Source organism: Streptomyces sp. NBC_01549 (assembly GCF_026339955.1).
Classification (GTDB): Bacteria; Actinomycetota; Actinomycetes; order Streptomycetales; family Streptomycetaceae; genus Streptomyces.
The window spans coordinates 6,872,889-6,891,604 of sequence record NZ_JAPEPW010000001.1 but is presented as its reverse complement, the minus strand read 5'-3'; the positions used below and the strand labels follow the sequence as shown (position 1 = coordinate 6,891,604).

Here is an 18,716-nt window from a genome sequence, read left to right as displayed (position 1 = left end):
ACCCTTATGGGGTTATATCGAAGCTTGGGGGGTATACCCAAGCATTGCGTGCCCGCAAGGGCATAGGCCTTCCCCTCCGTTCGAGCGGAACGCGACTGCGACTCACGCCGGCCGCGACAGCACCCTCCAGCAACTTTCGGAAATCAAGCCGACCGGGAACCCGACCCACAGGTCCCCCGCATCCATGAGCCGCTGCCTCTAACCGGACCGGCCGCGACCAGAGCTTACGGAGGCGTGATGCCAACCCGACCGATCCGCCTGCTTCTAGCCGACGTCGACGGCACTTTGGTCACGAGCGACAAGGTCCTCACCGACCGCGCCGTCCAGGCGGTCCACAAGCTCTACGACGCCGGCGTCCTCTTCGCGGTGACCAGCGGGAGGCCACCCCGCGGCATGTCCATGATCATCGAGCCGCTGGCGTTGGCCACCGAACTCGCCGCCTTCAACGGCGGTCTCATCGTCAACCCGGATATGACCGTTGTCGAACAGCAGGTCATTCCCGCGGAGGTGGTGGCCCCGGTCGTCGCGCTGATGGAGTCGTTCGGCCTCAGTGTCTGGATCTACCGGGGCGCCGACTGGTACGTCCGCGACATGAAGGGGCCGCACGTGGATCGCGAGAGCTGGACGGTGCAGTTCGCGCCCGCGCTCGTTCCCGGCTTCGACGGGCTCGAGCAGGGCGCCGCCAAGGTCGTCGGGGTCTGCGATGACCACCAGGTCGTAGAGGCGGCCGCGGTCGCAGCTCGCGCGCAGTTCGGCGAGCATGTCTCGGCCGCTCGCTCGCAGCCCTACTACCTCGACGTGACCCATCCGCAGGCCAACAAGGGCGGTGTCGTCAAGTACTGGTCCACCAAGCTCCAGATTTCCCCCGAACAGATCGCCACGATCGGCGACATGCCCAACGACGTGCTGATGTTCGCCCACTCGGGACTGTCCATCGCGATGGGCAACGCCAGCCACGAGGTCCAGCGTGCGGCGAGGCGGGTCACGACGAGCAACGAGGAGGAGGGTTTCGCGCACGCGGTCGAGCAGTTCATCCTATGACCCCCGTCACCGCATGCCCGGATCTGGCTGCCCTGAGCCTGAGACCCGGCCTGGTCAAGGAGCAGGACATCCGTGAGCGTCAAGCATGAGAAGCAACTTGCCGCCGAGAGAAGATTGTCACGGCGGCCGCCGATCGCTTCGTCGTGATCGCCGACTCGAGCAAACGAGTGACAGCGCTGCACCCGCCGGACCCGCTCGAGCTGCTCGAGTTCGGGCTGGCCGCGACAATGCGCCTGCTCCACCCGGTCTCCCTGCGCAACGCGCCACGCAGCCCCGACGGCGGCGCCATCGCGGACTACCACGGTGCCATCGACGACCTCGCGGGCGTGGCGGCACTGCTCGGCGCCACCCCTGGCGTCGTCGAGCACGGCCTGTTCCCTCCGGCGCTGGTCGCCGACGTGTTCGTCACCCGCGGCGACTCAGTCGAGCACCTCAATCATGCCAAGCCCCGACCCTGAGGGGGCGGTCCGTGTAGGTAGATTGCCCTTTATCTCCTACTAGGCACCTCACCAGATCGGCGTGGCCCCGTCCGTTGTGCGCTTGGCGAGGTTGCCGATCGCGGCGATGTGGATCACGGCTTCGGAGCTGGTGGGTAGGGTCTCGTAGTCGCGGGCCAGGCGTCGGCGCAACATGACGGGGCTTGATCCGCGTTGGCGGACATCCGAGATCAGGGGTTGAGTCCCCCGAAGGATGTCCGTCATGGAGAGCATGGCGAAGAAGAAGCCTCGCCCTCGCCGCTCGTTCACGCCGGAGTCCAAGGCCGAGATCGTCGAGCTGCGCCGACGCGGGCACGAACGCACGCCCGTTCCAGGTGGTCAGCGCGTCGACCGACGAGGAGCCTGCGCAGTGGGTGGCGCTCGGTGCCGGAGCCGAGCTGCATCTCGCGGGCCGCGACGAGGTGCTTCCGGGCGAGGGTCTGCTGCGTCTGCTCGCCGGCATCGGACAGATCACTCGGATACGGACGTCGCTCGGTCATGACCTGGGCATACCGTCCCGAGCCGAGTGCGCCCAGGCGTGCGACTTCAGTCGTGGAAGCACGGCCTGGACCAGGACGTCTAGGAATGAGACAGGCACAAGCCGCATCCCACCCCAGGGGTCACACCGTCCAACTCGCGGGCCTCCACCCCACCGACAGCCTCACCGGCATCGAATCCCCACGACTCGCAAGATAGCCGATACCAGAGCAACTAAGGAGATCAGACCTGGTCACAGACGCCAACACTTGCAAGTCGCGCTCCGGCCCGAGTCGCTCACCACTGGACGTGACCCTCCCCCTGGGCCGATCCTGCCCAGGGGGACGCCAACCACGCCACACGAATACCCGACTCAGGGACATAGCTGCAGGTCAACGTACCCGACCTCGCGGTTTCAACGGGAGCGGCGGGAGTTCGGGAGCGGGCAGCGGGGCGCCATCGTAGCCGTGCACTTCGCCGAAGCGAGTGCCCTCCATCCAGTCCTTCCGGCCCTCTTCGATTTCCTGCTGCGAACGGCCGATGAAGTTCCACCACATGACCAGCTCCTCCTCGAACGGCTCGCCGCCCAGGAGCATGAGGGACGCGTCCGACTCGGCGCGCAGGGGGAGTTCGGTGCGGCCGCAGCCGAGGTAGAGCATGGAGCCCGGGAGCACCGGTACGCCGTCGACGTGTACCTCGCCGGACATGGACAGGACGGCGTACTCGAAGTCGGGCTCCAGCGGGAGTCGTACGTCGGCGCCGTGTGCCAGGGACAGGTCGGCGCCGACGATCGGGGTGTACGTCGTACCGGGCGAGGTCGTGCCGTCGACGGTGCCCAGGATGAGCCTGGCCTCGAGGCCGGGGGCCGTGACGAGGGGCAGCTCGGCGTGGTGCTCGAAGTGCGGGTCGGTGTGGCGGTGGCTGTCGGGGAGGGCGACCCACAGCTGCGCACCGTGCAGGAAGCGTGCGTGCGGCTTGGGGCTCTCCTCGGAGTGGCTGATGGCCCTCCCCGAGGTCATGAGACCCAGTTCGCGCGGACGGATCGTCTGCAGGCTGCCCGTGGAGTCGCGGTGCAGCACCTCACCCTCGTGCAGCCAGCTGACGGTCTGGAGTCCCATGTGCGGGTGCGGCGGGACCTGCATACCGGGCTCGTCGGCGATGTCGTCGGGCCCGTAGTGATCGACGAAGCACCACGCGCCGATCATGCGGCGTCCCAAGTTGGGCAGCAGGCGGCGGACTTCGGTGGACTCGCCGAGCTTGACCCGACGGGGACTGAGGAGTTCACGCACCGGCTCGGCCACCACAAAACCGCGGCCACCGCACAGCGCGGGAACTGCCTCGCGATCAAGATTGCTCATGGCGCCCAACCTAGCCCCGTCGGGGACCGTCCGTCAGGCCGTCCCCCCTCGCACGGACTCCCCCGGAGGGGGTACATGGGTCACGACCGGTGCGGGCCTAGGACCAACGACGGACGCCGGTAGGGCGTTGGTCGGGGACGCGAAGAAATAGTAGCCATGGACATAGTAGCCATGTATGGTTTTTCTCATGAGTTCGACACCCGAGCACGCGACCCCCGGTTTCCTCGTCTGGCGCCTGTCCATGAAGTGGCGCGTGGCCGTCGATCGGGCGGTCGCCCCGCTCGGTCTGACCCACGCCCAGTACTCGCTGGTCGCGTCGCTGTACGGGATGGACAGGGCCGGGCGGCGGCCCAGCCAGCGTGAGCTCGCCGATCACACCGGACTCGAACCGCTCTACGTCTCGAAGCTGGCCCGCGCCCTGGAGGCGGCGGGTGTCATCGACCGGACGCGGGACCCCGCCGACCCCCGCGCGATCCGGTTGTCACTCACACAGGACGGGCGCGAGGTCGCGCGCCGCGCGATCCGGGTCATCCAGGGGTTGCTGGATCAGCTCCTCGAACCGCTCGGCGGGCTCGGCAGCGAGCGCACCCAAGCGTTCAACCGCGAGCTGGCCACCCTGCTCGACGTATCTCTCGAAGCACCTCTCGACACATCTCTCCCTTCACATACTGACTAGGAGTAGCCATGAGCATTCCCACTCCCCCGGTCAACGGCCAGGTCATAGGGCTGGCCCACTACGCGAGCCGTGCGGCCCTGGAGACCGTGCTGGCGCGTGTCGGAAGCACCTTCAACCAGTCGGTGGCACTGCGGGCCGTCTCGGACCAGGGCGGCACCCTCGAGCGCGGCCGGCTCGTGGGCCGGCTGACCGGGGCACTGAAGATCGAGGAGTCGGTGGCCGAGGAGACCGTCGAGGAGATGACGGCCCTCAAACTGCTGGCGGAGACGGACGCCGAGCTGGTGTCGCTCACCGAGCACGGCCGTAAGGTGTTCGAGGAGATCCGCACGGGCGGGAACGAGATCGCGGCCCGGCTGTACGCGGACATCCCCGCCGAGGACCTGGCGACGGCAGGGCGCGTGCTGACTCTGCTGACGGAGCGGGCCAACGCGGTACTGGCCGGCGCATGACGCCCCCGGCAAGGGTGGTGGAATATTCAACCACCTGGTGAAGTTCTGCCAGTCGAAGGAGGCCAGCAGTGGACACGAAGTACTACGACCAGGGGACGGCCGCGGAGCGCTGGGAGCGGGCGCAGCTGTTCTTCGACGCCAAGGACTACGCCGGTGCGGCGCGGGTTCTGGGCGGCCTTGTGGATGAGGTGCCGGAGCAGACCGGACCGCGCCTGCTGCTGGCCCGCGCGTACTACCACTCGGCACAACTGCGCCGCGCGGAGACCGAGTTGCGCGCACTCGTCGAGCGTGACCCGGTGGAGCACTACGCCCGGCTGATGCTCGGTCGCACGCTCCAGCGCCAGGGTCGTCACGACGAGGCCGAGTCACACCTGCGCATCGCCTCCGCGCTCGCGGGTGACTTCGAGCAGGTGTGAACGCCCGCTCAGGACGTGAACCTCCCCCGAGAGCGTGAATCTCTCTGAGAGCAGGACGAAGAGGCCGGGTGCCTCAGCGCCGTGGCCGGTCATCGAGGTGACCGGCCACAGCGACGGCACCCGGCCTCTTCGTCGTGTCACGCCGCGCGCGGCTCCAACAGCCGTGCCAGTAGGTCGTCCAGGCTGACCAGGCGGGTCAGCCGACCCGCGTCGTCGCGTACGACGGCGAGGGAGGCGCGGTGCAGGCGGAGTTGTTCGACGGCGTGCGCGACCGTATCGTGCGGTGACAGCTCCGGGACGGGGCGGGCCAGGTCGCGGGCGAGCGCGGCCCGGCCCTGGGCGCGGGCGACCAGGGCGTCACGGGCGTGCACCGAGCCGAGGACCGTGGCTCCGTCGCGGACCAGCAGGCGGGTGCGGTCGCTGTCCCCGGCGACGCCGAGTACGACGTCGATCGCGGCGTCGGCGGGGACCGAGGTGATCCGGTCGGCGGGGATCTGAAGGTCCCCCACCGGGTGCTGCGGTTCGGTGAGCAAGCTTGCACAGGGCCATGACGGTGGCGACCGCCGTCAGCAGCCGGGTGGCCGTCCGCGGATGCAGCCGCAGTTCGGCCAGGCGCGCCACCGGGCCAGGCACTGAGTGGCAGGACGAGCGGCAGAAAGACGAAAACCCCCATGCGACGTCAGTCTTCCGTATCGCCGGGCGCCCCGTCGGTCCCATCCGCCACATCGGTCCCATCCGTCGCCTGGGCCGCCTCCAGGAGCGCGCGCAGAACCTGTTCGTCGTCCGGCGGCAGCGCGGTGACGAAGCTGGCGAGGACGGCCTCTCGATCGCTCTCGCCGTCGAGGAGCCGGCGCATCTTGAGCGCGGCCAGGCCCGCGACGTCGGCGGTGGGCCGCCATACGAAGGAGCGTCCGCGCCGTTCGCGGGCCACCGCGTTCTTGGCGAGCAGCCGGGTCAGGATGGTGACGACGGTGGTGTAGGCAAGGTCGCCGCCGAGACGTTCCTGCACCCAGGCGGCGGTCACCGGGGCCTCGGCCTCGCGCAGCGCGCCGAGCACCTGGCTCTCCAACTCGCCCTGCCCGCGGCGCCTGGAAGGCCGGTGCGGGTCCTCGCGGTCGCGCTGCGCCATGTCCGTCTCCCTCCGGCGTTCCTCTACCCGATCACGCTACCTGGCCTCCATGGGTGCGCTTGCCACGGCGGTACGCGATCTCGCCGAGGACGACGTCCACGGCGACGAACAGAGCGAGCGGGATGCCGAGCAGCGGGACGAAGTAGCCGAGCACGGCGACGGCCGCCATGAGTGGGACGAGGATCGGCGGCGGGACCTGCTGCCAGGCGCCGCGCGGGATGGGGCGGCCGAACGCGGAGGCGCGGCCGCGCTGCCACCACATGCGGTAGCCCCACACGATCAGCAGGACCAGGCAGAGCGCGAGGGCCATCAGGGCGATCTGGTTGACGAGGCCGAAGAGGACGCCGCTGTGGGCGTCGATGCCCCAGCGGGTCAGCTTGGCGAGCAGCGGGTAGTCGGCGAAGCGGAGTTCGTCGGTGACCTTGCCGGTCGTCGGGTCCACGGCCACGGAGTCCTGCTTCTCGGGCCAGCTGCGCTGGACCTGCTTGACCACGTACGCGGTGGAGGCGTCGGCGGGTACGACGATCTCGACGGGGTCGCCGAGGCCCTCGGCACGGGCGGCCGCGAGGATCTTGTCGAGGTCCTGGGGCGTGGTGGTGGCCGTGGTGCCGCCGGAGCCCGTGCCGGTGTGGCCCGCGTGCTCTCCGCCGGCCGCCACCGACGCGGACACCGAGGGGGTCGCCTGGCCGAGCGAGGTCCTGAGCTCGTCGATGTTGGCGCCGGCGTAGGTCGACCAGGTCAGACCGGTCGCCGAGAGGAAGAAGAACCCGGCCGCCGCCCACACGCCGACGGTGCCGTGCAGCCCGAGGGTGCGGCGACGCCCGGACACGCCCCGCACCTTGCGCTGGGCGCGCCGCCGGGTGAACCACAGCACCAGCCCGCCGCCCGCGATCACCCACAGCCAGCTCGCGGCGAGTTCGCTGTAGAGGCGGCCGTTCTCGCCGAGGTGCAGATCACGGTGGAGCTCGTCGATCCAGGTGCGCAGCGGGAGCGCGCCGGTGGAGCCGTATTGCTCCAGCGCTCCCCGCACCTTCGCGGTGTACGGGTCGACGAACACCGCGAAGGTGTGCCCCTCGTCGACACCCGGGACGCCGGAGAGCAGCACCCTGGTCGTCGCGTCCGCCTCCGGCGACGGTCGTACGGCGGAGACCGTGCCCTGCGGGTGGGCCTTGCGGGCGGCGGCCACCTGCTCGGACAGCGGCAGCTTGTGGTCGCCCACCGGGACGTTCAGTTCATGCGCGTACACGATCTTCTCGGCCTGGTACGAGGCGGCGTAGAGGAAGCCGGTCAAAGCCGCGACCAGCAGGAACGGGGCGACGAGTATTCCGGCGTAGAAGTGCAGGCGCAGGATCAGGGGACGCAGCGCGGCCTTTCTGGAAGGGGCCGGGGCGACGGCTTCGGGGGACTCGTCCGTCGTGGTCGTGGGAGCGGTGGACATGGGCGGGCTTCTCCGGTGGGACGGGGTGGGGATGCGGACGGGGACGCGAGGGAACGGGGACGGGACGGACTCGGGCCGTGGGCCGGGGAGTTGGGCTCTCGGCCTGTTGTTGGTCCGTGGTGGTCCAGAAGTCGGGGCGCGGGCACGTCGAGTTCCCGGGGTGCCATGTGGCCTGAGTCACACGCATGGACGCACGGGGACCTGGGAGACGCGCCTGGCGCCGCCTCGCTTGGCGCGATCCGTCTTGGCATCCTGGCGCGATGGCATCCGAACGTGACCCCAGCGCCTCCCGCTCCCTGAGCGACCTGGTAGAGGAACTCCTCGCCCATGAAGGCCCGTTGCCCATCGTCTCCGCCGGGGACCCGGTGCTGCGCCGCCCCGCCGAGCCCTTCGACGGCCAGCTCGACCCGGGACTCCTGACCCGCTTCGTCGCCGCCCTCCGCGCCACCATGCACGCGGCGCCGGGCGTCGGTCTCGCGGCACCGCAGGTCGGCGTGCCACTGCGGATCGCGGTCATCGAGGATCCGGCGCCGGTCTCCGAGGAGGTGCGGGTGGTGCGCGGGCGGGTGCCGCAGCCGTTCCGGGTGCTGGTGAATCCGTCGTACGAGGGGGTCGGTGCGGGGCGGGCCGTGTTCTTCGAGGGGTGCCTGAGCGTGCCGGGGTGGCAGGCCGTGGTGGCCCGGCACGCCGAGGTCCGGCTGACGGCGCGGGACGAGCGGGGCCGCGCGGTCGACGAGGTCTTCACGGGGTGGCCCGCGCGGATCGTCCAGCACGAGACGGATCACCTGGACGGCGTGCTCTACCTCGACCGTGCGGAGTTGCGCTCGCTGTCTTCCAACCAGGCGATGGCGGAGCGCTGGTCGCAGCCGACGCCGGCGGAGGCCGCTGCGACCCTGGGCTTCGCCCTGCCCGACTGAGGCGCGTGCCGTGGGGCCTCCGGCGAAGGGGGTCCGGCTGCGGGAGCGACGGGGGCCGCCGTGCGGGCGGCCCGCCCAGCGCCCAGCGCCCACCGCTCACCGCCAGGCGGTCCGGGCGATGCCGGCCTGACGGAGAGGCGGGACGCCCCCCGGGCCCAGCGCCGAGCGTCGACCCTGCCGACCCAGACGGTCGGGCCGGTGACGACCGGTCGGCGTCCGGTCGGCGTCCGGTCGGCGGCGACGTACGCGTACGGCCCCTGAACACCACAGCCCACCCCACCCCGGCACGGAGCCCGAACCACCGGACCCGGACGCCCGGTCCCGGACGCCCGGTCCCGGACGGCCGGACCCGAGACCGTCGGGATCCAGCCCCCGGCACCCGACCGACGGGACCCGACCCGGCAATCCCGGACGGCCCGACACCGAACCGCCGTGACCCGAGCGGCTGGCGCCGAACGGGTGAACCCTCGCAGCGTCGGCTACGCGTCCCGGTACATCTCCAGTAGCCGCAGCCATACCTCGCTCACCGTCGGGTACGACGGGACCGCGTGCCACAGGCGGCTGATCGGGACCTCGCCGGCGATGGCGATCGTCGCCGAGTGGATGAGTTCGCCGACGCCGGGGCCGACCAGGGTGAGGCCCACCAGGATCTCGCGGTCGGTGTCGACGACCATGCGGGCCTTGCCGCGGTAGCCGTCCGCGTACAGGCCCGCGCCCGCCACGGAGGACATGTCGACGTCGACGGCGCGGACGCGCAGGCCCGCGCGCTCGGCCTCGGCGAGGGAGAGACCGACGGCCGCGGCCTCGGGGTCGGTGAAGACGACCTGGGGGACGGCCCCGTGGTCGGCGGTCGCCGAGTGTGCGCCCCAGGGGTCCGTCTCCAGGAGGGGCACCCCGGCGGCACGGGCGGCGATGGCGGCGCCCGCGATCCGGGCCTGGTACTTGCCCTGGTGGGTGAGGAGTGCGCGGTGGTTCACGTCGCCGACCGCGTACAGCCAGTCGCTGCCGGTCACCCGCAGGCTGTCGTCGACGTCGAACCAGGAGCCCGGCTCAAGCCCGATCGTGTCGAGGCCGAGGTCGTCGGTGCGAGGCGCGCGCCCGGTGGCGAAGAGGATCTCGTCGGCCTCGATGCGGTCACCGGTGTTCGTGAGGGCCACCACCGTGGAGCCCTCGCGCGTCACCGCGGTAACCGAAGTGCCGGTGCGGACGTCCGCGCCGGCCTCCTTCAGCGACTCGGCGACCAGCTCACCGGCGAAGGGCTCCATACGGGGCAGCAGCCCCTTGCCTCGGACGAGGACGGTGACCTGGGAGCCGAACGCCTGCCAGGCCGTGGCCATCTCGACGGCGACGACACCGCCCCCCACCACGATGAGCCGGCCCGGCACCTCGTGCGCGCTGGTGGCCTCACGGCTGGTCCAGGGCCGGACCTGGTCGAGCCCCGGCAGGTCGGGGAGCAGGGCGCGGCTGCCGGTGCAGACGGCGACCGCGTGCCGGGCGGTGAGCACCTGCCGCTCGCCGTCGGGCCCGTCGACGCTCACCTTGCGCGGTCCGGCCAGGCGGCCGTGGCCGCGGTGGAGGACGGCGCCGATGCTGTTCAGCCAGTCGACCTGTCCGTCGTCCTTCCAGTGGGAGGTGTAGTAGTCGCGGTGGGCGAGGACCGCGGGGACGTCGAGGGGGCCCTGTACCGCGTGGCTGAGGCCGGGTACGTGGCGGGCGTCGGCGCGGGCGATGACCGGGCGCAGGAGGGCCTTGCTGGGCATGCAGGCCCAGTACGAGCACTCGCCGCCGACCAGCTCGCTCTCCACGACCGCGGTGGAGAGGCCGGCCGCGCGTGCGCGGTCGGCGACGTTCTCCCCCACGGGCCCGGCCCCGAGCACCACGACGTCGTAAGTGATGGATTCCGTTTCCGTCATGGCCCCAGTCTGGTTGTTGGTGTGCGTGGTGGCCACACGGGTACGCGCGCGGAATACGCCGCCCAGGGGCTGCGTTGTGCACACCGGCTTCGCCCGAGGCCCGACATCAGGAAGAGGTAGCCACGCCATGAGCAGCACGATGGAGCTGACCAAGGAGAACTTCGACCAGACGGTCACGGACAACGAGTTCGTCCTGATCGACTTCTGGGCCTCCTGGTGCGGGCCGTGCCGTCAGTTCGCCCCGGTCTACGAGAAGGCCGCGGAGGCCAACCCTGACCTGGTGTTCGCGAAGGTCGACACGGAGGCGCAGCCGGAGCTGGCCGCCGCCTTCGACATCCAGTCGATCCCGACGCTGATGATCGTCCGCGACCAGGTCGCGATCTTCGCCCAGCCCGGGGCACTGCCCGAGGCCGCCCTGACGGACGTCATCGGACAGGCCCGGAAGCTGGACATGGACGAGGTCCGCAAGTCCATCGCGGAGCAGCAGGCCCAGCAGGCCCCGCAGGGCGAGTGAGTCCCGCGGGGCGAGTGAGTCGCGCAGGGCGAGTGAGTCGCGCAGGGCGAGTGAGTCGCGCAGGGCGACAAGGACCGCACGCCCCTTCCGTCAGAACGGGTACGGCGCCACGTCGCCGCGCACCGTCGTCCAGCGCACGTCGGTGAAGGCCTCCAGGTTGGCCTCACCGCCGAAGCGGGCGCCGGTGCCGGAGGCGGCGATCCCGCCGAACGGGGCCACGGCCTCGTCGTTGACGGTCTGGTCGTTGATGTGGGCGATCCCGGTCGGGATGCGCTCGGCCAGGTCCAGGCCGCGCGCGGTGTCCCGGGTGACGATGCCCAGCGACAGGCCGTACGGTCCCGCGGCGGCGAGGGCCGCGGCCTCGTCGGCGTCCGCGAAGGAACGTACGGGCGCCACCGGGCCGAAGACCTCCTCCGCGTACGCGGGCGTCGCGTCGTCGACGCCCGCGAGGACGGTCGGCCGGTAGAACAGCTTCTCGTGCGTGCCGCCGGCCGCCAGCTTCGCTCCGCGCGCCGTGCTGGACTCCACCAGCCCCTGGATCTTGGCGAGTTGGGCGCTGTCGATGATGGGCCCGAGATGCACCTGCGCGCGGTGCGGGTCGCCGACGGCGAGCGAGTCGGCCTTGGCGGCGAGTCGCTCGACGTACTCCTCGTAGAGGGAGGCGTGGACGAGGTGGCGGCCCGTCGTCATGCAGATCTGGCCCTGGTGGAAGAACGAGCCCCACGCGGCCGTGGAGATCACCGCATCGATGTCGGCGTCCTCCAGGACGATCAGTGCCGAGTTCCCGCCCAACTCCAGGTGGACACGCTTGAGGAGGCGGCCCGCCGTCTCGCCCACCGCACGTCCGGCGGCGGTCGATCCGGTGAAGGAGATCACCGGTACGTTCGGGTCCGCGACCAGCGCCCGGCCCGCCTCCGGGCCGCCGGGCAGGACGTGCAGCAGACCCTCCGGGAGACCCGCCTCGGCGAAGACGGCGGCGAGCGCGAGACCGCCGCACACCGCGGTGCGCGGGTCCGGCTTCAGGACCACGGCGTTGCCGAGTGCGAGCGCCGGGGCCACCGAGCGGATCGAGAGGATCAGCGGGGCGTTGAAGGGGGAGATCACGCCCACCACGCCGACCGGGACGCGCCGCGTGTACGACAGACGTGGCGCCTCGGAGGGGAGGATCTGGCCGCTCGGGCGGGAGGCGAGGGCGGCGGCCTCGTAGCACTCCTGGGCCGCGACGTGCAGTTCGAAGTCGGCCTTGCCCGGGATGGAGCCGGACTCGCGCACGATCCATTCGCGCAGTTCGTCGGCGTGCGCGGCGAACAGGTCGCCGGCCTTGCGCAGGACGGCGGCGCGGACGAAGTGCGGCGCCTTCGCCCACTCGGCCTGGGCGGCGCGGGCGTCCCGCGCGGCCGTGGCGACGTCCTCGGCGGCGGCGAGCGTGACCGTGGCCAGCGTGTCACCGGTGGCGGGCTCGGTGACGGCGTACTCACCGCCCGCCAGGGTGCGGGACTGCCAGGTCTTGGGGTCGAGCAGCGGCATGTCGGCTCTCCGATCGTTCACTGTTCGCCACCGGGACTCACGGTCCCAGCGGCAGTCCCGTGTAGTTCGCGGCCAGTTCGGCGGCCGCGTGGCGGGATGCCGTGACCCGGCGCAGCCGGGCGAGCTGGATCCGGTGGTCGAAGGCATCCCCAGTTGGTTGAGCGTGCAACATCCTAGTCATGTCGTACGAGAAGCGCGTGGCCTGCCACACCCGCTCGAGGCACAAGTCCGAGTAGCGATTGAGGAGTTGTGTCGATCCCGTGCGATGCGACTCGATGAGTCCGCGGGCCAGCACCCGTACGTCCGAGACGGCGAGGTTGAGGCCCTTGGCCCCGGTCGGCGGCACGATGTGCGCGGCGTCCCCGGCGAGGAAGAGCCGCCCGTGGCTCATCGGCTCGTGGACGTAACTCCGCATCGGCGTCACCGACTTGGAGGTGATGGGGCCGCGTCGCAGGCGCCAGTCGCCGTCGACCGCGAAGCGCGCGCCGAGTTCGTCCCAGATGCGCTCGTCGGGCCAGTCGGCGACGTCGGTGCCGTTCGGGACCTGTAAGTACAGCCGGGACACGAGCGGTGAGCGCATGCTGTGCAGGGCGAAGCCGCCGGCACCCCGCGCGTAGATCAACTCCTCGCCGGAGGGCGGCACATCGGCGAGGATCCCGAGCCAGGAGTAGGGGTAGTCGTGCGCGTACGTGCGGCTCCCGTCGGCGGGGAAGGCGCTGCGCGAGATGCCGTGGTGGCCGTCGCAGCCCACCACATAGGCGCAGCTCAGGGTCTGTTCGCGACCCTCGTGCACAAAGCGTACGACCGGCCCGTCGCTTTTCGGCCGCTCGATCGCGCGGGCCTCGGCATCGAACAACAGCGGTGGCCCGGCGGCGAGTTGGAGGGCGATCAGGTCCCTCACGATCTCCGTCTGGGCGTAGATCGTGACGGTGCGGCCGCCGGTGAGGGCGGAGAAGTCGATGTGGTGGCGCTCGCGGTCGAAGCGCAGTTCGATGCCGCGGTGGATCAGGCCTTCGGCGTCCAGACGGTCGGCGGCTCCGCACGAGCGCAGGGCGTCGACCGTGCCCGGCTCCAGCATCCCGGCGCGCTGGCGGTGCTCGACGTGGGCGCGCGACCTGCTCTCCAGTACGGCGCAGTCGATGCCCTCGCGGTGCAGCAGCCTGGCCAGCAGCAGCCCGGCGGGGCCGCCGCCGATGATGCCGACCGTGGTCCGCATGGCGCACCTCCCGTACCTGATCCGGCCGATACGTCCGCGATCCGACCGGAACACATCCGATCCGGCCCGGGCAGGCCGGATGCGGCCCGAACGGGTGAGCTGTGGCCGGGGACCAGCTACAGCCTCTCTCAGGTCGAGTCGCGGTGCACCACCCGCGCGCCCAGTACCTCGTGGCTCTCGGGCGTCGCGCCGGGTTCACGCACCACCCGGTCGACCAGTTCCGCGAGGTCGCGCCCGGACGGCAGTTCGATGTGGACGGTGCTGAGGCGGGGCCGCAGCAGTCGCCCGAGCATGAGGTCGTCGGCGCCGATCACGGCCGTCTCGTCGGGGATGCCGACGCCCTCCTCCTGGAGGGCGCGCATCAGCAGCATGGCGTACTCGTCGTTGTAGGCGAACACGGCGTCGAGGCCGAGCGCTCGCCAACGCGCCGCCAGCCGGGCGGCGGCCCCCTCCTCGTACGCGAGCGACAGCTCCGTCGCCGTGGCGTCGGTGCCGGTCAGGGACCGGCGTACGCCGTCGAGCCGGGACCTGGAGAAGATCTCCAGGCCGGGTTCCTCGGGCACCACGACACCGATCCGGTGGCGGCCGCGGGCCAGCAGGTGGACGCCCGCGCTGTGGCCGACCTTGTCGTGGTCCATGAGCAGCGCGTGCGCGCCCTCGACGCGCTCGGGTCCGAGCGTGACGACGGCCCGGGCGCCGGAGCGCTTGAGGACGGCCACGCCCTGCGGGCCGAGGTCGCTGCCGGGCACCAGCACGGCGACCGGCCGCAGCTCCGCCCAAGCGCGGGCGGCGTCGTCGCCGTGCAGGCCGACACTGCCGTACTGGACGACGGTGTAATCCAGACGGCCCAGCGCCCACTGAAGTTCGTTGAGGAACTGACTGTAGAGCGGTCCCACGGGCACGCTCGGCGTGGGCATCAGGACCATACGGCTGTGCCCGGCGCGCAGGGAGCGGGCGGCGGCGTGCGGAACGTACCCGAGTTCCTCGGCCGCTTCGTGGACGCGGCGGCGGGTGGGCTCGCTGATCCGGACGGCGCTGGTGTTGTTCAGTACGTACGAGACGGTGGCCCGGGACACGCCCGCCAGGCGTGCCACATCGGCACTCGTCGGCACGGGTCGTTGTGCGGGCGACGGCGGGACGGGCTGCTTCGGTATCTGCACCATGACGTCCCGCATCCTCGCAGAAAGCCCGCGCGTCCCTTCGCGCCGGGGGAACCTCGTGGGCCCGTCATGCCGGAACACCCGCTTCCATGAGGGAACTTCCGCATCCCGTGCGGGATGGCCCGTGGTGCGGTTACCGTGCGGTTGACGACGTGCTCCGGAGGTGGTCCCGTATGGCTCACGACCGTGCCGCAGGTCTGGCGGAGTGTGCGCGCGCCCTCGCCCACGGGGAGGTGAGCGCACGTGAGCTGGTCGAGCGGGCGCTGTCCCGGATCGAGGCGACCCAGCACTCCCTGAACGCCTTCCGGGTGGTGCGCGCCGAAGCGGCGCTCGCCGAGGCCGACGCGGCGGACAGGGAACTCGCCGCCGGAGCGCGCAGGCCCCTGCTCGGGGTGCCGGTGGCGGTGAAGGACGACATGGACGTGGCGGGCGAGCCGACCGCGTTCGGCTGCCGGGGGGTGTTCCCGCCCGAGGCCGAGGACGGGGAGGCGGTACGCCGGCTGCGCGCGGCCGGGGCGATCGTCATCGGCAAGACCAACACTTGCGAGCTCGGCCAGTGGCCGTTCACCGAGGGGCCCGCCTTCGGCGCCACCCGCAACCCCTGGCACGCCGAGCACACCCCGGGCGGCTCGTCCGGCGGCTCGGCGGCGGCGGTCGCGGCCGGCCTTGTCCCGGCGGCGCTGGGCTCGGACGGGGCGGGCTCGGTCCGTATCCCGGCCTCCTGGACCCATCTCATCGGCATCAAGCCGCAGCGGGGCCGGATCTCGACCTGGCCGCGCGCGGAGTCCTTCCAGGGCATCACGGTCAACGGCACCCTCGCCCGTACGGTCGCGGACGCCGCCCTGCTCCTGGACGCGGCGAGCGGCAACCACGACGGCGATCTGCACCGCCCGCCCGCGCTGCGGGTCGCCGACGCGGTGGGCCGCGAGCCGGGCCGGCTGCGGATCGCGCTGTCGCTGAAACCGCCGTTCACAGCGCTGCCCGCACGCCTGGACCCCGTCGTACGGGCGCGCGTGGTCGCGCTCGCGGAGCGGCTCGCGGAGCTCGGCCACACGGTGGAGGAGGCCGAGCCGCGGTACGGGCAGATCGGGCTCACGTTCATCCCGCGCGCGACGGCCGGGATCGCCGAGCGGGTGCGCGACCTGCCGCACCCGCACCTCCTCGACCGGCGGACCCTGGGCGCGGCCCGGCTCGGCCGACTGCTCGGCGGCGCGCCCCTGCGCGTGGCCCGGCGCGCCGAGGCGACCCTGCACCGGCGGATCGGCGCGCTCTTCGACACGTACGACGTCCTGCTCGCGCCGACGACGGCCGCTCCCCCGCCGCGCATCGGCTCGATGGCGGACCTGAGCGGCCTCGGCACCGACCGGGCCATGATCGCCGCCTGCCCCTACGCCTGGCCGTGGAACATCCTGGGCTGGCCCGGTGTGAACGTCCCCGCGGGTTTCGTCGACGGCGGCCTGCCGGTCGGCGCCCAGCTCCTCGGTCCGGCGAACAGCGAACCCCTGCTCGTCTCGCTCGCCGCCCAGTTGGAGGCCGACCAGCGCTGGCACGAGCACTGGCCGCCGCACGGGGCGCCCGCGGACTCTCCCGCGGTGTAGGCGAGTTCACCGCACGTCCCGGTGAGCGGGTTCGGGCGCGTGCCGGTGAGCGAGTTCGCCGCGAAGGCACTGACCAGGGGATTCCGGCCGTACTCTGGGCCCATGGACGATGCTTCGATGGTCGGGTTGATGGGGCGGGTGACCGGCACGGTCGGACCCGGGCTCGTCGGTGAGGTGATCGTCCGGGTCCGCGGCGGCGCCGAGCACTTCCTCGCGTACCCGGCCGCCTCGAAGGAGCGGATCGAGTGCGGCACGGTGGTGATGGTGGTCGAGTACCTGCCGCCGCGCACGGTGTACGTATCGGCCGCGTACGACAGTTGACGGCTCGTCTGTGCACGCTCCACCCCAGGTGAGAGCGGTGTGCGTCAAGATTGCAACAAGGATCCGTCAGCGTCTGTACCCCGGTCTTGCACAGGAGCACACTCCCTTCGTTCGGTGCCGATAGGGCACCATCCAAAGGGGGCGTATGCCGATGGTTGTCGGCGTCGTGGCGGGGGCTGTTGTCCTCGCACTGATCTTCATCGTTGTGGTCTTCAAGCTCATGTGGCGTGTCGCGGAGCCCAACGAAGCACTGATCATCTCCGGTTCGAAGCATCGGACCGAAGGCCTTGAAGAGGGTATGGGTTTCCGCATCGTGACGGGGCGCGGCACGCTGGTGCTGCCGGGTGTTCAGGCGGTACGGAAGATCTCGCTCGACCTCAACGAGACCGAGCTGCACGTGGACTGTGTGACCACCCAGGGCATTCCGCTGAAGGTGCGGGGCGTGGTCATCTTCAAGGTGGGCGACGACTTCGTGTCGATCGCCAACGCGGGGCGTCGCTTTCTCGACCAGCAGAAGATGATGTCGGAGCGGGTGCACAACGTGTTCGCCGGTCATCTGCGGTCCATCGTCGGCGGGTTGACCGTCGAGGACATGATCCGCGACCGGGAGAAACTGACCGGCCAGACCCGGGCCGCGTGCGGTACGGAGATGGAGAAGCTCGGTCTGATCGTCGACTCGCTGCAGATCCACGAGATCGAGGACCCGACCGGGTACATCAAGAACCTCGCGATGCCGCACGCCGCCGCCGTACAGCGGGACGCGCGCATCGCGCAGGCGGAGGCGAACCGTCTCGCCACCGAGGCCGAGCAGAAGGCCGCGGCCCGGATGTCGGAGGCGACCCGGGACAGCGAGATCCTCCAGGCCGGCTACCAGGCCGAGCGCGACAAGGCGGCAGCGAAGGCCCGGCAGGCCGGACCGCTCGCGGACGCCGCGGCCCGGCAGGACGTCGTCGTGCAGGAGACCCGGATCGCCGAGCTCGACGCCCTCCGTCGGGAGCAGCAGCTCCAGGCGGACGTCCGCAAGCCGGCGGACGCCCAGGCGTACGAGACGCGGGCCCGTGCCGAGGCCGAACGTGACGCGCGTATCTCGGCGGCCGAGGCCAAGGCCAAGGAGACCGAGCTCGCGGCCGCGGCCGAGGCGAACCGGGTCAAGGCGGCCGCCAACGCGGAGGCCGAGGCGACGAAGGCCCGGGGTGCGGCCGCCGCGACGGCGACCAGGGCCACGGGTGAGGCCGAGGCAGCGGCGGCTCAGGCCAAGGGTCTCGCGGCGGCCGAGGCGACCCGGGCGCAGGGTCTCGCGGAGGCGGAGGCCATCAAGGCGCGGGCCGCGGCCCTCGCCGAGAACCAGGAGGCGGTGGTCGCCCAGCAGCTCGCCGAGAACTGGCCGGAGATCGTCCAGGCGGGCGCCAGCGCGTTCGGGAACGTCGACCACATGGTGCTGCTCAACGGCGCCGACGGCATGTCGGACCTGTTCGCCAAGGCGCTCACCATGGGCGGCACGGGCCTCGGCCTCGCCCGTCAGCTGCTCTCGTCGATGAACCCTGACGGGACGGCCGGCAACGGTACGGGGAGCAACGGCGCCGCCGGGCTCAACGGGGTCGTACCGCCGCGCACGGAGAAGGTGCCGGTGGAGGGGGACGGCAAGCAGTGACGCAGGGTGAGAACGCCGGGGACTGATCCCGGCGGGGCGACGAGGGTGTTCCAGTCCCTCGTCGCCCGCTCTTTGCGGGCGGTTCGACTCTCCGCCCCGACTACTTGGCCGCGGCGCCGACCAGGCCGTCGAGCCAGGCCTGGTGGCCGTTCAGTATCGGGTTCGGCCGCTCTTCGGCGAGTGCGGCCGCGGGTCGGCCGATCTGGGTCTCCTGGGTGAGGATGCGGACCCGGCCGCCGGGCAGGTCCTCCACCAGCCAGGCGTGCAGGACGTCGAGCCGCTCCTCGGGGGGTGCCGTCCTGCTTCGCGGTCCAGGACAGCCGCCCCGGGGTGCCCTCGGCGGGCGCCTGGAACTCCACGACGTGCGCGTCCAGCGGCGGGAAGCCGAAGGTGCCGAAGCTGAAGTGGATGCCGTCCGTCAGCTCGGGGCCGCCGCCCT

The 18,716-nt window shown here is 71.6% G+C and carries 19 protein-coding genes and 2 pseudogenes; 10 read left to right on the top strand and 11 right to left on the bottom strand.

The window, feature by feature from the left end; translation table 11 throughout:
* Positions 1 to 237 precede the first annotated feature (237 nt).
* Positions 238 to 1,041 (top strand): Cof-type HAD-IIB family hydrolase, encoded by an 804-nt coding sequence (locus tag OG819_RS30725; protein WP_266651826.1) that lies wholly within the window; start codon positions 238 to 240, stop codon positions 1,039 to 1,041.
* A gap of 113 nt (positions 1,042 to 1,154) precedes the next feature.
* Positions 1,155 to 1,499 carry a ribose-5-phosphate isomerase A gene (locus tag OG819_RS30720; RefSeq protein ID WP_266634095.1) on the top strand — a complete coding sequence of 115 codons (345 nt, stop codon included), beginning with the start codon at positions 1,155 to 1,157 and terminating at the stop codon, positions 1,497 to 1,499.
* A gap of 48 nt (positions 1,500 to 1,547) precedes the next feature.
* Here the strand turns inward: OG819_RS30720 and OG819_RS30715 are convergent.
* From OG819_RS30715 to OG819_RS30705, 3 genes and pseudogenes are all read right to left on the bottom strand, one after another.
* A pseudogene (locus OG819_RS30715) lies at positions 1,548 to 1,676 on the bottom strand (IS5/IS1182 family transposase); the annotation flags it as partial.
* 107 nt (positions 1,677 to 1,783) lie between these two features.
* Positions 1,784 to 2,017 carry a hypothetical protein gene (locus OG819_RS30710; RefSeq protein ID WP_266622229.1) on the bottom strand — a complete coding sequence of 78 codons (234 nt, stop codon included), beginning with the start codon at positions 2,015 to 2,017 and terminating at the stop codon, positions 1,784 to 1,786.
* A gap of 369 nt (positions 2,018 to 2,386) precedes the next feature.
* Positions 2,387 to 3,352, bottom strand: coding sequence for a pirin family protein (locus tag OG819_RS30705; RefSeq protein ID WP_266622231.1), 966 nt, complete (start codon positions 3,350 to 3,352; stop codon positions 2,387 to 2,389).
* A gap of 187 nt (positions 3,353 to 3,539) precedes the next feature.
* On the opposite strand from OG819_RS30705, the gene OG819_RS30700 reads away from it, so the two are divergent.
* The 3 genes from OG819_RS30700 to OG819_RS30690 all read left to right on the top strand — a co-directional run bounded on the left by OG819_RS30700 (position 3,540) and on the right by OG819_RS30690 (position 4,893).
* Positions 3,540 to 4,028 (top strand): MarR family winged helix-turn-helix transcriptional regulator, encoded by a 489-nt coding sequence (locus tag OG819_RS30700; RefSeq protein ID WP_266622233.1) that lies wholly within the window; start codon positions 3,540 to 3,542, stop codon positions 4,026 to 4,028.
* A gap of 8 nt (positions 4,029 to 4,036) precedes the next feature.
* Complete coding sequence (locus OG819_RS30695; protein WP_266651824.1) at positions 4,037 to 4,477, top strand: MarR family transcriptional regulator; 441 nt, start codon at positions 4,037 to 4,039, stop codon at positions 4,475 to 4,477.
* Between the two features lie 68 nt (positions 4,478 to 4,545).
* Complete coding sequence (locus OG819_RS30690) at positions 4,546 to 4,893, top strand: tetratricopeptide repeat protein (protein WP_060895622.1); 348 nt, start codon at positions 4,546 to 4,548, stop codon at positions 4,891 to 4,893.
* Between the two features lie 137 nt (positions 4,894 to 5,030).
* Here the strand turns inward: OG819_RS30690 and OG819_RS30685 are convergent.
* The 3 genes and pseudogenes from OG819_RS30685 to OG819_RS30675 form a co-directional block, all read right to left on the bottom strand.
* Positions 5,031 to 5,423, bottom strand: a pseudogene (locus tag OG819_RS30685) (CBS domain-containing protein); the annotation flags it as partial.
* Positions 5,424 to 5,572: 149 nt separating this feature from the next.
* The gene (locus OG819_RS30680; RefSeq protein ID WP_266622237.1) at positions 5,573 to 6,022 is read right to left on the bottom strand and encodes a BlaI/MecI/CopY family transcriptional regulator; all 450 of its coding nucleotides are present in this window, start codon (positions 6,020 to 6,022) and stop codon (positions 5,573 to 5,575) included.
* A gap of 31 nt (positions 6,023 to 6,053) precedes the next feature.
* Positions 6,054 to 7,460 carry a PepSY domain-containing protein gene (locus OG819_RS30675; protein ID WP_266622238.1) on the bottom strand — a complete coding sequence of 469 codons (1,407 nt, stop codon included), beginning with the start codon at positions 7,458 to 7,460 and terminating at the stop codon, positions 6,054 to 6,056.
* Positions 7,461 to 7,720: 260 nt separating this feature from the next.
* Here OG819_RS30675 and OG819_RS30670 point away from each other — a divergent pair, with 260 nt between their 5' ends.
* Complete coding sequence (locus tag OG819_RS30670; RefSeq protein WP_266651822.1) at positions 7,721 to 8,377, top strand: peptide deformylase; 657 nt, start codon at positions 7,721 to 7,723, stop codon at positions 8,375 to 8,377.
* Between the two features lie 479 nt (positions 8,378 to 8,856).
* Here the strand turns inward: OG819_RS30670 and OG819_RS30665 are convergent, their stop codons facing one another.
* A complete protein-coding gene (locus tag OG819_RS30665) occupies positions 8,857 to 10,290 on the bottom strand; it encodes an NAD(P)/FAD-dependent oxidoreductase (RefSeq protein ID WP_266622242.1) in 1,434 nt (477 codons plus the stop codon).
* A 127-nt stretch (positions 10,291 to 10,417) separates the two neighbouring features.
* Here OG819_RS30665 and trxA point away from each other — a divergent pair, with 127 nt between their 5' ends.
* Positions 10,418 to 10,804, top strand: a complete 387-nt coding sequence (trxA, locus tag OG819_RS30660; protein ID WP_266417625.1) for a thioredoxin — start codon at positions 10,418 to 10,420, stop codon at positions 10,802 to 10,804.
* 90 nt (positions 10,805 to 10,894) lie between these two features.
* Here the strand turns inward: trxA and OG819_RS30655 are convergent, their stop codons facing one another.
* The 3 genes from OG819_RS30655 to OG819_RS30645 all read right to left on the bottom strand — a co-directional run bounded on the left by OG819_RS30655 (position 10,895) and on the right by OG819_RS30645 (position 14,710).
* Positions 10,895 to 12,331 carry an aldehyde dehydrogenase family protein gene (locus OG819_RS30655; protein ID WP_266652885.1) on the bottom strand — a complete coding sequence of 479 codons (1,437 nt, stop codon included), beginning with the start codon at positions 12,329 to 12,331 and terminating at the stop codon, positions 10,895 to 10,897.
* 37 nt (positions 12,332 to 12,368) lie between these two features.
* Positions 12,369 to 13,547, bottom strand: a complete 1,179-nt coding sequence (locus OG819_RS30650; RefSeq protein WP_266622244.1) for a 4-hydroxybenzoate 3-monooxygenase — start codon at positions 13,545 to 13,547, stop codon at positions 12,369 to 12,371.
* 128 nt (positions 13,548 to 13,675) lie between these two features.
* The gene (locus OG819_RS30645; protein WP_266622246.1) at positions 13,676 to 14,710 is read right to left on the bottom strand and encodes a LacI family DNA-binding transcriptional regulator; all 1,035 of its coding nucleotides are present in this window, start codon (positions 14,708 to 14,710) and stop codon (positions 13,676 to 13,678) included.
* 170 nt (positions 14,711 to 14,880) lie between these two features.
* On the opposite strand from OG819_RS30645, the gene OG819_RS30640 reads away from it, so the two are divergent.
* From OG819_RS30640 to OG819_RS30630, 3 genes are all read left to right on the top strand, one after another.
* Positions 14,881 to 16,305 carry an amidase gene (locus OG819_RS30640; protein ID WP_266622248.1) on the top strand — a complete coding sequence of 475 codons (1,425 nt, stop codon included), beginning with the start codon at positions 14,881 to 14,883 and terminating at the stop codon, positions 16,303 to 16,305.
* A gap of 102 nt (positions 16,306 to 16,407) precedes the next feature.
* Positions 16,408 to 16,626 carry a hypothetical protein gene (locus OG819_RS30635; RefSeq protein ID WP_101403966.1) on the top strand — a complete coding sequence of 73 codons (219 nt, stop codon included), beginning with the start codon at positions 16,408 to 16,410 and terminating at the stop codon, positions 16,624 to 16,626.
* Positions 16,627 to 16,771: 145 nt separating this feature from the next.
* Positions 16,772 to 18,277 (top strand): flotillin family protein, encoded by a 1,506-nt coding sequence (locus OG819_RS30630; protein WP_266622249.1) that lies wholly within the window; start codon positions 16,772 to 16,774, stop codon positions 18,275 to 18,277.
* Between the two features lie 100 nt (positions 18,278 to 18,377).
* On the opposite strand, the gene OG819_RS30625 is transcribed toward OG819_RS30630, so the two are convergent.
* On the bottom strand, positions 18,378 to 18,530 hold the full coding sequence (locus OG819_RS30625) for a hypothetical protein (protein WP_266651820.1): 153 nt from the start codon (positions 18,528 to 18,530) through the stop codon (positions 18,378 to 18,380).
* Positions 18,531 to 18,716: the final 186 nt, after the last annotated feature.